The sequence below is a fragment of the Sphingomonas aquatilis genome (assembly GCF_014196115.1).
Lineage (GTDB): Bacteria > Pseudomonadota > Alphaproteobacteria > Sphingomonadales > Sphingomonadaceae > Sphingomonas > Sphingomonas aquatilis.
In genome coordinates this window covers 425,596-438,232 of record NZ_JACIDB010000002.1, presented here as the reverse complement: position 1 = coordinate 438,232, position 12,637 = coordinate 425,596, and the positions used below count along the sequence as shown (strand labels likewise).

16 protein-coding genes are annotated in these 12,637 nt (G+C 67.2%); 9 read left to right on the top strand and 7 right to left on the bottom strand.

Features of this window, described 5'->3' with window-relative positions; translation table 11 throughout:
* Positions 1–49: 49 nt before the first annotated feature.
* Positions 50–739 (top strand): RadC family protein, encoded by a 690-nt coding sequence (gene radC / locus GGR47_RS08165; protein WP_147037052.1) that lies wholly within the window; start codon positions 50–52, stop codon positions 737–739.
* 185 nt (positions 740–924) lie between these two features.
* Here the strand turns inward: radC and GGR47_RS08160 are convergent, their stop codons facing one another.
* On the bottom strand, positions 925–1,386 hold the full coding sequence (locus GGR47_RS08160) for a copper chaperone PCu(A)C (RefSeq protein WP_231292054.1): 462 nt from the start codon (positions 1,384–1,386) through the stop codon (positions 925–927).
* 183 nt (positions 1,387–1,569) lie between these two features.
* Here GGR47_RS08160 and dnaK point away from each other — a divergent pair, with 183 nt between their 5' ends.
* From dnaK to GGR47_RS08135, 5 genes are all read left to right on the top strand, one after another.
* Positions 1,570–3,474, top strand: coding sequence for a molecular chaperone DnaK (gene dnaK, locus GGR47_RS08155; protein ID WP_063686388.1), 1,905 nt, complete (start codon positions 1,570–1,572; stop codon positions 3,472–3,474).
* A 246-nt stretch (positions 3,475–3,720) separates the two neighbouring features.
* A complete protein-coding gene (gene dnaJ, locus GGR47_RS08150; RefSeq protein ID WP_017980009.1) occupies positions 3,721–4,845 on the top strand; it encodes a molecular chaperone DnaJ in 1,125 nt (374 codons plus the stop codon).
* 252 nt (positions 4,846–5,097) lie between these two features.
* Positions 5,098–5,550, top strand: coding sequence for a hypothetical protein (locus GGR47_RS08145; RefSeq protein WP_147037053.1), 453 nt, complete (start codon positions 5,098–5,100; stop codon positions 5,548–5,550).
* Positions 5,547–5,849, top strand: coding sequence for a transcriptional regulator (locus GGR47_RS08140; RefSeq protein WP_017980011.1), 303 nt, complete (start codon positions 5,547–5,549; stop codon positions 5,847–5,849). The genes GGR47_RS08145 and GGR47_RS08140 overlap by 4 nt, the downstream gene beginning before the upstream one ends.
* Positions 5,850–5,929: 80 nt before the next feature.
* Entirely contained in the window at positions 5,930–6,367 is a 438-nt protein-coding gene (locus tag GGR47_RS08135) for a TM2 domain-containing protein (protein WP_244305245.1), read from the top strand.
* Here the strand turns inward: GGR47_RS08135 and GGR47_RS08130 are convergent.
* Complete coding sequence (locus GGR47_RS08130) at positions 6,364–6,558, bottom strand: hypothetical protein (RefSeq protein WP_017980013.1); 195 nt, start codon at positions 6,556–6,558, stop codon at positions 6,364–6,366. The genes GGR47_RS08135 and GGR47_RS08130 overlap by 4 nt on opposite strands.
* A 112-nt stretch (positions 6,559–6,670) precedes the next feature.
* A complete protein-coding gene (locus tag GGR47_RS08125) occupies positions 6,671–7,006 on the bottom strand; it encodes a hypothetical protein (RefSeq protein ID WP_147037054.1) in 336 nt (111 codons plus the stop codon).
* Between GGR47_RS08125 and GGR47_RS08120 the strand changes: the two genes are divergently transcribed.
* Positions 6,990–7,502: a thioredoxin family protein gene (locus GGR47_RS08120; RefSeq protein ID WP_147037055.1), complete on the top strand. Its 513-nt coding sequence runs from the start codon at positions 6,990–6,992 to the stop codon at positions 7,500–7,502. The two genes, GGR47_RS08125 and GGR47_RS08120, sit on opposite strands and share 17 nt — an antisense overlap.
* Before the next feature lie 160 nt (positions 7,503–7,662).
* Here GGR47_RS08120 and purB read toward each other — a convergent pair whose 3' ends face one another.
* Positions 7,663–8,973, bottom strand: coding sequence for an adenylosuccinate lyase (gene purB / locus GGR47_RS08115; protein WP_147037056.1), 1,311 nt, complete (start codon positions 8,971–8,973; stop codon positions 7,663–7,665).
* A 206-nt stretch (positions 8,974–9,179) separates the two neighbouring features.
* On the opposite strand from purB, the gene GGR47_RS08110 reads away from it, so the two are divergent.
* Positions 9,180–9,683 carry an EF-hand domain-containing protein gene (locus GGR47_RS08110; protein WP_147037057.1) on the top strand — a complete coding sequence of 168 codons (504 nt, stop codon included), beginning with the start codon at positions 9,180–9,182 and terminating at the stop codon, positions 9,681–9,683.
* Between the two features lie 439 nt (positions 9,684–10,122).
* Positions 10,123–10,581: a vgr related protein gene (locus GGR47_RS08105; protein ID WP_147037380.1), complete on the top strand. Its 459-nt coding sequence runs from the start codon at positions 10,123–10,125 to the stop codon at positions 10,579–10,581.
* Positions 10,582–10,610: 29 nt separating this feature from the next.
* Here the strand turns inward: GGR47_RS08105 and GGR47_RS08100 are convergent, their stop codons facing one another.
* From GGR47_RS08100 to grpE, 3 genes are read right to left on the bottom strand one after another with little or no spacing between them, the layout of a single operon-like run.
* Positions 10,611–11,837 (bottom strand): threonine synthase, encoded by a 1,227-nt coding sequence (locus tag GGR47_RS08100; protein ID WP_147037381.1) that lies wholly within the window; start codon positions 11,835–11,837, stop codon positions 10,611–10,613.
* A 19-nt stretch (positions 11,838–11,856) separates the two neighbouring features.
* A complete protein-coding gene (locus tag GGR47_RS08095; RefSeq protein ID WP_043060484.1) occupies positions 11,857–12,069 on the bottom strand; it encodes a hypothetical protein in 213 nt (70 codons plus the stop codon).
* Between the two features lie 4 nt (positions 12,070–12,073).
* On the bottom strand, positions 12,074–12,622 hold the full coding sequence (gene grpE / locus GGR47_RS08090) for a nucleotide exchange factor GrpE (protein ID WP_017980020.1): 549 nt from the start codon (positions 12,620–12,622) through the stop codon (positions 12,074–12,076).
* Positions 12,623–12,637: the final 15 nt, after the last annotated feature.

Sequence of the window (12,637 nt, the reverse complement as noted above, 5' to 3'; positions counted from 1 at the left end):
CGGGCGCAATCGTTGCACCCGCTCCGGCCGCGCCATAGGATCGCAGACCATGGCCCCCGCCCCGCCACCTGACGATACCGCCGGTCACCGCAAGCGCCTGCGCGGGCGGCTGCTGGCGGGGGGCGGCGACGCGCTTCTCGACCATGAGCTGATCGAATATCTGCTCACGCTAGCGCTGCCGCGCATCGATACTAAGCCGATCGCCAAGGCCTTGTTGCGCGAATTTGGCGGCATCGGCGGGCTGCTGACCGCCGATCCGGAAGCGCTCGCCCGCGTGCCCGGCGTCGGCGACAGCGCCGCGGCCGCGATCAAGATCGCGCACGCCATCGCGATCCGGCTGCTGAAGGCGGAGGTCGCCGAGCGCCCCGTGCTAGGCAACTGGCAGGCGCTGCTCGATTATCTGCGCGCCGACATGGCGCATCACGTCATCGAACGCTTCCGCGTGCTCCACCTCAACACGCGCAACATGCTGATCCGCGACGAGGTGATGAGCGAAGGCTCGATCGATCAGGCCGCCGTCCACGTTCGCGAAGTGATCCGCCGCGCGATGGACCTGGGGTCGGCGGCGATCATCCTCGTCCACAATCACCCCTCTGGCGATCCCTCCCCCAGCCGCGCCGATGTGGCTATCACCCGCGCCATCGCCGACGCCGGCGCGCCGATGGGAATCGTCGTCCACGATCACATCATCATGGGGGTCAGCGGCCACGTCAGCCTGAAGGCGCAGGGACTGATCTGAGGGGGTCTGCTCGTGCCCCCCGCTCACCCCACCCACTCCGTCACCCCGGACGTGTTCCGGGGTCCACCGTGCGGCGAGGGGCCGCTATGAGGCTCAAGCCATCCCCTTGCGGAGGAGTGGACCCCGGAACACGTCCGGGGTGACGAGGTATTTACGGTGACGAAAGGAAAAGCCGCCCGCCCGCCTCAAAAATCCGGCGCCGGATCGGCCGGCCCCACGATCGTCGCAGGCACGTACATCCGCCCACCATTGGCGAAGTTCAGCGTCAGGTTGAAGATCTTGCCCGGCTTCGCGCGCGGGTTGATGTCGAACAGCATCACATGCTTGCCCCCCGGCGCGAACACCACCTTCGCCCCCGCCGGCACCGCCACGCTGGCCAGCGGCTTCATCCCCGCCATGCCGCCCGCGCCGCTCATGCTTTCGTGAATCTCGGCGCGCACCGCGACATCGGCGCTGACGTCGATCAGCGTCGCATCGCTGCGCCCGCCATGCAGCGTGAAATAGGCCGCCCCCGGCCGCCCCGGCGCGGCGGGCAGGCGGATCCACGCATCGTCCGCGGTCACGCGATCCGGTCCGCCACAGCCCGACAGACCCGCGGCCATCACGCCCGCCAGAACCATCGCCCGCAAAGCCTCGCGCCGTCGCATGTCCATATCCCTTCCCGAAACGGGATCGTTTCACCCGCAGTTCCTATGGCCCGCCCCGTCTTGCGGCAAGCGCAACCCCACCTATATCGCGCCCATCAACGGGCACCTTTCGTCGCCGCAACGGGGCAAAAGGTTCCCTTCTCGTTTGTATTTTTTTGTTCGTGAGGGGCTCAGCAAGCACACATGGCTAAAGTAATCGGCATCGATCTCGGCACCACCAACAGCTGCGTCGCAGTGATGGAAGGCGGCAAGCCCAAGGTGATCGAGAATGCGGAAGGCGCGCGTACCACGCCGTCGATCGTCGCCTTCGCCAAGGACGGCGAGCGTCTGGTCGGCCAGCCGGCGAAGCGCCAGGCCGTCACCAATGGCGACAACACCATCTTCGCGGTGAAGCGCCTGATCGGCCGTCGCTTCGACGATCCGATCACCAAGAAGGACACTGAGCTGGTTCCGTACAAGATCGCACGCGGCCCGAACGGCGACGCGTGGGTCTCGGCCGGCGGCAAGGATTACAGCCCGTCGCAGATTTCGGCCTTCACGCTGCAGAAGATGAAGGAAACCGCCGAATCGTATCTCGGCGAGACGGTCACGCAGGCGGTCATCACCGTACCGGCCTACTTCAACGACGCGCAGCGCCAGGCGACCAAGGACGCCGGCCAGATCGCAGGCCTCGAAGTGCTGCGCATCATCAATGAGCCGACCGCGGCGGCGCTGGCCTATGGCCTCGAGAAGCAGGACGGCAAGACGATCGCGGTCTATGACCTTGGCGGCGGTACGTTCGACGTCTCGATCCTCGAGATCGGCGACGGCGTGTTCGAGGTGAAGGCGACCAACGGCGACACCTTCCTGGGCGGCGAAGACTTCGACAACAAGCTGGTCGATTATCTGGCCGAGGGCTTCAAGAAGGATGAGGGCATCGACCTCACCAAGGACAAGCTCGCGCTGCAGCGCCTGAAGGAAGCCGCGGAAAAGGCGAAGATCGAATTGAGCTCGGCCGCGTCGACCGAGGTCAACCTGCCCTTCATCACCGCCGACCAGAACGGCCCGAAGCACCTCGTCAAGACGATCAGCCGCGCCGATCTGGAGCGTCTGGTCGACGACCTGATCAAGCGCACGATCGAGCCGATGAAGAAGGCGCTCGCCGATGCCGGCGTCAGCACCGGCGACATCAGCGAAGTCGTCCTCGTCGGCGGCATGACCCGCATGCCGAAGGTGCGCGAGGCGGTGAAGCAGTTCTTCGGCAAGGAGCCGCACACGGGCGTCAACCCGGATGAGGTCGTCGCGATGGGCGCCGCCATCCAGGCGGGCGTGCTGCAGGGCGACGTCAAGGACGTGCTGCTGCTCGACGTGACGCCGCTGTCGCTGGGCATCGAGACGCTGGGTGGCGTGTTCACCCGGATGATCGACCGCAACACGACGATCCCGACGAAGAAGTCGCAGACCTATTCGACCGCCGACGACAACCAGGGCGCGGTGACGATCCGCGTGTTCCAGGGCGAGCGCGAGATGGCGGCGGACAACAAGCTGCTGGGTCAGTTCGACCTGGTCGGCATCCCGCCGGCGCCGCGCGGCGTGCCGCAGATCGAGGTCACGTTCGACATCGACGCCAACGGCATCGTCAACGTGTCCGCCAAGGACAAGGGCACGGGCAAGGAGCAGCAGATCCGCATCCAGGCCTCGGGCGGTCTGTCGGACGCCGACATCGACCAGATGGTCAAGGATGCCGAGCGCTTCGCCGAAGAGGACAAGAAGCGTCGTGCCGGCGCCGAGGCGAAGAACAACGCCGAATCGCTGATCCACACCACCGAGCGTCAGCTCGCGGACAATGGCGACAAGGTCGATGATTCGCTGAAGTCGGAAATTCAGTCGGCGATCGACGCGGCCAAGGCGGCGGTCGAGGGCGGCGATGCCGACCAGATGAACGAAAAGGCGCAGGCGCTCGCGCAGGTTGCCATGAAGCTCGGCCAGGCGATCTACGAAAAGTCGCAGGCGGCAGAGGCGTCTCCGCAGGGCGACGCCGGTGCCGAAGCGCCCAAGGACGACGTGGTCGACGCCGAATTCTCGGAAGTCGACGACCACAAGGCGTAAAAGCCACCCCGTCCCCCTGCCCGCACAACACATGCTTCGGCGTGACTTTTGTGACTTTCCGACAGGGGGACAACGGGGTGGAACGTGGGGTGATATGACGGCAGCCTACCCCCAACCCGTTCGCCCTGAGCCTGTCGAAGGGCGTGTGCCCCAGGCGCGGCGCTCGCGAAGAGCCGCGCTTCGACAGGCTCAGCGTGAACGGAATACTGGTATGGCCGGCCGATCGTCTCGCGCTAGAGGACGGGCATGAGCACCACAGTCGACTATTACGAGCTGCTCGAATGCGAGCGGAATGCCGACGGCGCGACGATCAAATCGTCGTACCGCAAGCTCGCGATGAAATACCATCCGGACAAGAACGCCGGGTGCAAGGACAGCGAAGCGCGCTTCAAGGCGATCAGCGAGGCTTATGACGTCCTGAAGGACCCGCAGAAGCGCGCCGCTTATGATCGCTTCGGCCATGCCGCCTTCCAGAACGGCGGCGGCGGTGGCGGCGGGGCGCAGGACTTCGGCGGCTTCTCCGACATCTTCGAATCCGTCTTCGGCGAATTCATGAATGGCGGCCGCGGCGGCGGGCGTCAGCAGCAGCGTCGCGGTGCCGACCTGCGCTACGACATGGAAGTGACCCTCGAAGAGGCCTACCATGGCAAGGCGACCGAGATCACCGTCGACGTCTCGGCGCAATGCGATACCTGCCACGGCTCGGGCGCCAAGCCCGGCACGCACGCCTCCACCTGCCGCCATTGTAATGGCCATGGCAAGGTGCGCGCGCAGCAGGGCTTCTTCGTCGTCGAACGCGCCTGTCCGGTCTGCCAGGGCTCGGGCGAGATCATCGCCGATCCATGCCCCGATTGCCGCGGCGAGGGCCGGATCGAAAAGACCAAGACGCTCAGCGTCAACGTCCCCCCAGGCGTCGACGAAGGCACGCGCATCCGCCTCAGCGGCGAAGGCGAGGCCGGTCCGCGTGGCGCGCCTCCGGGCGACCTCTACATCTTCCTCCACGTCGCGCGGCATCCGATCTTCGAACGCGAAGGCACGACGCTGTTCGCGCGCGCGCCGATCAGCTTCACCACCGCGGCGCTGGGCGGCACCTTGTCGATCCCCGGCCTCGATGGCGCCCGGCACGACATCAAGATCCCCGCCGGCATCCAGTCGGGCAAGCAGCTGCGCCAGCGCGGCGCCGGCATGCCCGTGCTGCAAGGCCGCGGCCAGGGCGATCTCGTCATCCAGATCGAGGTCGAAACCCCGACCAAGCTCTCGACCCGCCAGCGCGAACTGCTCGAACTGTTCCGCGAAACCGAAACCGGCGACGAATGCCCCGAAAGCCAGGGCTTCTTCGCCAAACTGAAGAGCGTCTTCGCGGGCGAATAAGCCGGGATGGGGGGCGGCGGGGCGCATGCTCCCCCATCCCGTCACCCCGGCCTTGAGCCGGGGTCCCGCTTCTCCCCCGCAGTAGACGAAGAAGCGGGATCCCAACTCAAGGCCGGGAGGACGGACAAAGGGAACAATCGCCACGCAGCGCCCCCGCCAGCCACCGCGAAACCACTTTCCAATCCGGAAAATTACCACTTGCCGAATCGGAAAGTCTCCGCCACTCTCTTTCCAACTTGGAAAGGGAACGTCATGAACCATAACAGCGCGAACGCCGCAGAGGCGCTGGCCTTCATCGAACAGTCGCGCCTGCGCCTCGCCGCGGCATCGAACGTGCCGCCGATCCGCCATGCCGCCTTCGCCGCGCTGATGGGCGGGATGGTCGCGAGCACCGCCGTGCCCTTCCCGCTCCGCTTCGCGATGATCGCCGGCCTGTTCGCGGCCATCGCCTGGATCGTCCGCTGGGACCGGCGGCGGATGGGCATGTTCATCAACGGCTATCGCGCGGGCAAGACGCGGTGGGTCACCGCGGTGATGCTGCTCGTCATCCTGCCGATCCACGTGCTCGGCGTCTGGCTCGCAACCGAACGGGGCGTGACCTGGGCCCCGCTCCCCCTCGCGCTCGTCGCCGCCGCCATCGCTTATGCCGGCAGCCTGTGGTGGTGCCGCGTCTTCCGCCGCGAACTGCTCGGCAGCCTCGCATGAGCGGCTTCGATCCGGTCATCCACCCGCCCGCCCGCCTGCAGATCATGGCGGTGCTGACGGAGGTGCAGGATGCCGAATTCGCCCTGCTGCGCACGACGACGCAGGTCAGCGATTCGGTGCTGTCGAAACATCTGTCGGCGCTGGTCGACGCGGGCTACGTCAGCCTGCGCAAGGCGAGCAGCGATGGCCGCTCGCGCACCTGGGCCGCAGCCACACGCGCCGGACGCAAGGCCTTTGCCGCCCATGTCGCCGCGCTCACCACGCTCGCTCGCCTGACCGAACGCCTCGCCGCCGAGTAGCCTCTTGCGCGGCGGCGCCTGATCGCCACAATACACCGCGAACGAGCCGGGGAGTGGGCATGCGCGGACAGGTGTTGGGTGTGGATACGCGAAGCGGCGAGGGGCTGGTCGCGGGCGATGACGGCAAGCGCTATCGCTTCACCCCCGAAGACTGGGCGCAGCGCGGCGAGCCCAAGATCGGCGTGAAGGTCGATTTCGAAGCGGAGGGCGACCGCGCGCTCAGCGTCTTCCCGATGCCCGCCGAAGCGGGCAGCCGCCACGTCCTGGCACCCCCGCCGCCCCGCGCACCGGTGAACGATCGCAACAAATATGTCGCCGCGATCCTCGCCTTCCTGCTCGGCACGCTCGGCATCCATCGCTTCTACACGGGGCGGACGGGATCGGGGATCGTGATGCTGGTCCTCAGCATCACCGTCATCGGCCTGCTCGTCACCGCGCCTTGGGCGTTCGTCGACATGATCCGCTATCTGATCATGTCCGACGACGAATTCGCCGCGCGTTACGAACGCAAGCGCTAGCGGAACAGCGCGCCGATCGCCTGGATCACCGTCGCGCCGCCGATCGGCGCGACCAAGAGCAGCAGCACGTTGACGCCGATAATCGCCGCCAGCGCGTTCTGCTGGCGCGGCGTCAGCTGCGGCCGCGGATCGGGCCGCTTGGGCGGCTGCCACGGCGGTGGCGGCGGCACATCGCGAAAGTCGACGAACATGGCGCGACGACGCGCAGGCGCAGCGCTGGTTCCGGCGGCAAACAGAAACCCCGCCGGCCCTAGCCGCCCCCTCGACGCCATCAGGCGAAAAGCGGGCGGACGGGCCGATGGGTCACAGGGCGGAAATGATCACCCCGACCACCAGCGCCTGGGCCGCGATCGCCAGCACCGAGCTGGCCGCGGTTTCGAACATGCGCATGGAAGGTCTCCGTTCCGGCGAAATGGCCGGCCCGCGCGATATGTAGATCGTTACACGATCGCGCAATATTGTTGCTTGCAATGGCGGATGCGTTTCACGCAACTGTAACAATCCTAGGGCGCTATGACGGCTAGGGTCGAGAAAGCCGCGCTTTCCGCCGGTGCAGCACGCGCCACCTTGCCAAGGCCGACGCCAGCGGCTGAGATCGGCCTTTTCCTTGTCGGAGGTGTCGATGTCCCGCCCGCTCATGCTCGCCCTTGCGCTCGCCGCTACCCTGCCGGCGGTCGCCGACGCCCGCGTCGCCGCGCCGCGCGTCGCCATCGCGACGCTCAACCAGCTGCCGCAGCCGCTGCCCCTGCCCTATGACGGCGCCGCCGACGCCAAGGCGCAGGTCGCCGCCGCCAAGGCGCGCGCGCTGAAGGGCCACAAGAAGCTGCTGATCGACATGGGCGGCAATTGGTGCCTCGACTGCCGCCTGCTCGCCGGCGTCATGGAGCTGCCGGCGATGCGTGGCTTCATGGCGAAGCATTATGAGGTCGTGACGGTGGACATCGGCCGCTTCGACAAGAACCTCGACATTCCCGCGAGCTACGGCATCAAGGGTCGCCTCGCCGGCGTGCCCGCGCTGCTGATCGTCGATCCAAAGACCAACCGCGTCGTCAACGCCGGCCGCGAAACCGCACTCGCCGACGCCCGCTCCCTCTCCCCGCAGGGCCTCGCCGACTGGCTGGCGCAATGGGTGTAATCCAAATCCTCCCCCGCCAGGGGGAGGTGGCAGCGCACTAGCGCTGACGGAGGGGGAGGACAGGGTATCCTCCGTGTAGAAGCGCATCTCTGACCGCCCCCTCCACCATTCGGCTGACGCCGAATGGTCCCCCCTCCCCCTGGCGGGGGAGGACTTGGCGTTAGCCAAACACCCGCGCGAAGATCGTATCGACGTGCTTCAGGTGATAGCCCAGGTCGAACTTGTCCTCGATCTCCGCCGGTGACAGCGCCGCCGTCACCTCGGCATCGCCCTTCAGCAGCTCGAGCAGCGACAGCTGCCCGTCCGATTCCCACACCTTCATCGCGTTGCGCTGCACCAGCCGGTATGCGTCCTCGCGGCTCACCCCCGCCTGCGTCAGCGCCAGCAGCACGCGCTGCGAATGGACCAGTCCGCCCATCTTGTTGAGGTTCTTGTCCATCCGCTCCGGATAGACGAGCAATTTCTCGATCACGCCCGTCAGCCGCGCCAGCGCGAAATCGAGCGTGATCGTCGCATCCGGCCCGATATACCGCTCGACCGACGAATGGCTGATGTCCCGCTCATGCCACAGCGCGACATTCTCCAGCGCCGGCGTCACATAGCCCCGCACCATGCGGGCGAGGCCGGTAAGGTTCTCGGTCAGCACCGGGTTGCGCTTGTGCGGCATCGCCGACGAGCCCTTCTGGCCGGGCGAGAAATATTCCTCCGCCTCCAGCACCTCGGTGCGCTGCAGGTGGCGCACCTCGGTCGCCAGCCGCTCGATCGAGCTCGCGATCACGCCCAGCGTCGCAAAGAACATCGCATGCCGGTCGCGCGGGATGACTTGCGTCGAGACGGGCTCGACCGATAGGCCCAGCTTGGCGGCGACATGCTCTTCCACCGACGGATCGATGTTGGCGAAGGTGCCGACCGCGCCGCTGATCGCACAGGTCGCGATGTCGGCGCGCGCCGCGATCAGCCGCGTGCGGCAGCGGTCGAACTCGGCATAGGCCTGCGCCAGCTTCAGCCCGAACGTGACCGGCTCGGCATGGATGCCGTGGCTGCGGCCGATCGTCGGCGTCATCTTATGCTCGATCGCGCGCGTCTTCAGCACGGCCAGCAGCTTATCGAGATCGGCGATCAGGATGTCCGCCGCCTGCGCCAGCTGCACCGCCAGCGCGGTGTCGAGCACGTCGGACGACGTCATGCCCTGATGCATGAAGCGCGCCTGATCGCCGACATTGTCCGCGACCCAGGTCAGGAAGGCGATGACATCGTGCTTGGTCACCGCCTCGATCGCGTCGATCGCAGCGACGTCGATCGCGGGGTTGGTGTTCCACCACGCCCACAGCGCCGCGGCGGCATCCTTGGGCACCACGCCCAGCTCGGCGAGCGCGTCGGTGGCGTGCGCCTCGATCTCGAACCAGATGCGGAACCGGTTCTCGGGCGTCCAGATCGCGGTCATTTCGGGGCGGGAATAGCGGGGGACCATGGTGTTCCTTCGTCCTGACGGCTGCACGGTTCGTCGTGGCCGCATCGGCCGCGACTCGCGGATTTCCGCGGGTTCCTAGCAGCGAGGGTCACAAGCCGTAAACCCGTCAGGCTTGCGTTCAAATCATAATTCCTCATTTTGAGACGACGCGGCGCACGGTAAAGTGATGTGCGCCGCTCGGTTTGAATAACGATGGGAGACCAGCAATGCTGAAATATGCTCTTCTCGCCGGAGTGATGACGATTGCTTCGCCGGCACTGGCGCAGCAAACGACCAATACTGCGCCGACCCAAGCCACGACGCAGACCGCGCCACAAAGTCAGGCACCCGCCGGATCGCCGGTAACCGACGCGCAGCCCGCGGCCACACCGATGGATTCGGCAACGGCAGCAGCAGCGCCCGCCGATGCGACGCAGACCGCGGCAGCCCAGCCGGCCACCACGCAGCCGGCGACCGGAGCGGACCAGGTGGCGAGCGTCGTCGAAACCGAGTTCCCGACCTATGACGCGAACAAGGACGGCAAGCTCGAAAAGGCCGAATTCGCCAGCTGGATGGTCAAGCTGAAGCAGGCGAGCGACCCCAAGGCGACCGCCACCGACGCCAAGACCAAGTCGTGGGTGAACTCCGCCTTCGCCCAGGCCGACAAGGACAAGAGCAAGTCGGTGTCCAAGCCCGAACTGATCGGCTTCCTGAGCCAGGGTCAGTCCTGATCCTGACCGATCGATGAGAGGGGCCGCCGGAGCGATCCGGCGGCCCTTTTCGTATGCAGGCCGGTACGCGATCGCGGAAGAGGGCCCGCCCACACCCACCCCGTCATTCCCGCGAAGGCGGGAATCCAGACACGCTACCGTCGCGCCTCCAGCCGCAAGGTCAGAGGCTATGGATTCCCGCCTTCGCGGGAATGACGAATGGGCAAGTCTAGTGCCCGAACGGGCTCGTGCTGAAACAGCCACAACGACCGCCCACCACCCCCGTCACCCCGGACTTGGTCCGGGGTCCACCGGGCCGCAAGGGGGTGGCAAGAGGCTCAAGCCACCCCCCTCGCCGCAGAGTGGACCCCGGACCAAGTCCGGGGTGACGGACGGAAGGCGGCACCCACACCCCCCCAACCACTGGCACACCCCCACCCCGCCCCCTATCTCGCCCCCGATGGCCCACCCCACCCGCCCGCTCACCGACGGCGAACGCGCCCTCGCCGCATCGGTCTTCCACGACACGATCGACTATGACCGGGTGACGTTATCCCGCAGCAAATGGGCCTTCTTCCAGCCACGCGACACGGTGATGGCGCCACGCGGCTGCATCCATTTCCACCCCAAGGGCCAGGGCTGGCGCGACGACTTCGCCGCCGCCGCACTGACCGACCAGGGGCTCTTCATCCATGAGATGGTGCATATTTGGCAGCACCAGCGGGGCATCTGCCTGCCGCTCGCCCGCCACCCCTTCTGCCGCTACGATTATGCGTTGAAGCCCGGCCAGCCGCTCCACCGCTACGGCATCGAACAGCAGGGCGAGATCGTCCGCCACGCCTTCCTGCTCCGCCACGGCGCCCGCATCCCCGGCGCACCGCCGCTCGCCCAATACGAAACGCTATTGCCGTTCGGCTAACTCCCCTGTCACCCCAGCCGGGGTGACGATCATAGCTCGCCGAGGTCGATCGCCCCATGCCGATCGAGCCACGCCGGCGCCTCCGGCATCGGATATTTCAGCCCGGTCGCGCAGTTGAACAGCACGACGCGCTCGTCCTCATCGACCTCGCCATCGCGCAACGCCTGACGATACGCCGCCAGCGTCGCGCCGCCCTCGGGACACAGCAGCAACCCGTCCTTCTTCGCGCAATCGTCCACCGCCGCCAGGATCGCGGGGTCGCCGACGCCCACCGCCTTGCCGCCGCTCTCGCGCACCGCGCGCAGGATCAGGAAGTCGCCGACCGCGCGCGGCACGCGGATGCCCGCGGCGACGGTATGCGCGTCCTCCCACCTTTCGGCATGCTCCTCGCCCGCCTCGAACGCGCGCACGATCGGCGCGCAGCCACTCGCCTGCACCGCATACATGCGCGGCCGCTTGGACCCGATCCAGCCGAGCCGCTCCAGCTCGTCAAACGCCTTCCACATGCCGATCAGCCCGGTGCCGCCGCCGGTGGGGTAGAAGATCGCATCCGGCAATTCCCAACCCATCTGCGCGGCCAGTTCCAAGCCCATCGTCTTCTTGCCCTCGATGCGATAGGGCTCCTTCAGCGTCGAGAAATCGAACCAGCGCCCCTCGGCCGCGCCTTTCCCCACGATCGCGCCGCAATCGTCGATCAGCCCGTTGACGCGATAGACGCGCGCGCCCTGCATCGCGATCTCGCGGACGTTCACCTCGGGCGTGTCCTCGGGGCAGAAGACGATCGTCTCGATCCCCACGCGGCTGGCATAGGCCGCCAGCGCCGCGCCGGCATTGCCGTTGGTCGGCATTGCGATCCGCGTGACGCCCAGCTCCTTCGCCATCGCGACCGCCATCACCAGCCCGCGCGCCTTGAAGCTGCCCGTTGGTAAGCGGCCTTCGTCCTTGACGAGGACGTTGCCGCCGCCACCGCTCTTCAGCAGCGGGATCAGCGGCGTCTCGATCTCGCCCAGGCTGACGACGTTCTCCGTGCGCCGGACGGGCAACAGCTCGCGCCACCGCCACAGATCGGTCGGCCGCGCCGTAAGCGCGTCCTTCGCCAACGCAGCCCGCACGCCGTCGAGGTCATAGCGCACCAGCAACGGCCGTCCGGCGCGCGACAGGCCATGCAGCTGGTCCGCCTCATAGCGCTCGCCGGTCAGCGAGCATTCCAGGTGGGTGACGAACGTCTGGCGATCGGCGGTGAGATTGGAGTTCATGCCAATCTCTTAGCCCGACCTAGTCGCCAAACTCCAGTGCCGCCGCGGCGCCGCCCGACAGGTCGAGCGGGCGGTTCGGTTCGACTGGGCAAGGCTCGCCACCCGGCTCGCCGCGCCGCCGCGGCGTGTGTCGCCTGCGGCGCGATGCCCATGATCGTGCGAACGTATCCAGCGCCTCGGCCAGCGACAGTTCGACGGGCCGGCCACTGGGCGGATCATGGCGCGGCCTCATCGGATCAATCCGGCTTCTTCGCCACGCCGACCAGCGCCGGGCGCAGCAGGCGGTCCTTGATCATATAGCCCGCCTGCATTTCCTGCACGATCGTGCCCGGCGCGGCGTCGCTCGGCACTTCCATCATCGCCTGATGCTTGTTGGGATCGAGCGTCGCGCCCATCGCCTCGACCTTCACGATGCCGTTGCGCGCGAACACGCTGTCGAGTTCGCGGCCGGTCGCTTCCAGCCCGGTGACGAGGCCCTTCAGCTTCTCGTCCGCCCGCAGCTCGGCCGGAATCGCCGACAGCCCGCGCGCCAGATTGTCCGCCACCGACAGGATGTCGCGCGCGAACGACGTGGTCGAATAGGCGCGGGCATCGGCGATTTCCTTCTCCGCGCGACGGCGCACGTTCTGGATTTCGGCCTGCGCGTACAGCACCTGCTGCTTCGCGTCGGCCAGCTGGTTCTCCAGCTCGGCCACGCGGTCATGCTCCGCCACTTCGGGCGCCGCCGCCGCCGTATCCTGGCGCAGCGCCTCGGCGTCGGTCTTCGTCTCTTCGGTCATGTACATCCCTGTTTGTCGTCG

Coding starts and splice junctions, on each gene's coding strand:
- radC (WP_147037052.1), top strand. CDS start 50: ATGGCCCCCGCCCCGCCACCTGACGATACCGCCGGTCACCGCAAGCGC.
- GGR47_RS08160 (WP_231292054.1), bottom strand. CDS start 1,386: ATGCGACGGCGCGAGGCTTTGCGGGCGATGGTTCTGGCGGGCGTGATG.
- dnaK (WP_063686388.1), top strand. CDS start 1,570: ATGGCTAAAGTAATCGGCATCGATCTCGGCACCACCAACAGCTGCGTC.
- dnaJ (WP_017980009.1), top strand. CDS start 3,721: ATGAGCACCACAGTCGACTATTACGAGCTGCTCGAATGCGAGCGGAAT.
- GGR47_RS08145 (WP_147037053.1), top strand. CDS start 5,098: ATGAACCATAACAGCGCGAACGCCGCAGAGGCGCTGGCCTTCATCGAA.
- GGR47_RS08140 (WP_017980011.1), top strand. CDS start 5,547: ATGAGCGGCTTCGATCCGGTCATCCACCCGCCCGCCCGCCTGCAGATC.
- GGR47_RS08130 (WP_017980013.1), bottom strand. CDS start 6,558: ATGTTCGTCGACTTTCGCGATGTGCCGCCGCCACCGCCGTGGCAGCCG.
- GGR47_RS08120 (WP_147037055.1), top strand. CDS start 6,990: ATGTCCCGCCCGCTCATGCTCGCCCTTGCGCTCGCCGCTACCCTGCCG.
- GGR47_RS08125 (WP_147037054.1), bottom strand. CDS start 7,006: ATGAGCGGGCGGGACATCGACACCTCCGACAAGGAAAAGGCCGATCTC.
- purB (WP_147037056.1), bottom strand. CDS start 8,973: ATGGTCCCCCGCTATTCCCGCCCCGAAATGACCGCGATCTGGACGCCC.
- GGR47_RS08110 (WP_147037057.1), top strand. CDS start 9,180: ATGCTGAAATATGCTCTTCTCGCCGGAGTGATGACGATTGCTTCGCCG.
- GGR47_RS08105 (WP_147037380.1), top strand. CDS start 10,123: ATGGCCCACCCCACCCGCCCGCTCACCGACGGCGAACGCGCCCTCGCC.
- GGR47_RS08100 (WP_147037381.1), bottom strand. CDS start 11,837: ATGAACTCCAATCTCACCGCCGATCGCCAGACGTTCGTCACCCACCTG.
- GGR47_RS08095 (WP_043060484.1), bottom strand. CDS start 12,069: ATGAGGCCGCGCCATGATCCGCCCAGTGGCCGGCCCGTCGAACTGTCG.
- grpE (WP_017980020.1), bottom strand. CDS start 12,622: ATGTACATGACCGAAGAGACGAAGACCGACGCCGAGGCGCTGCGCCAG.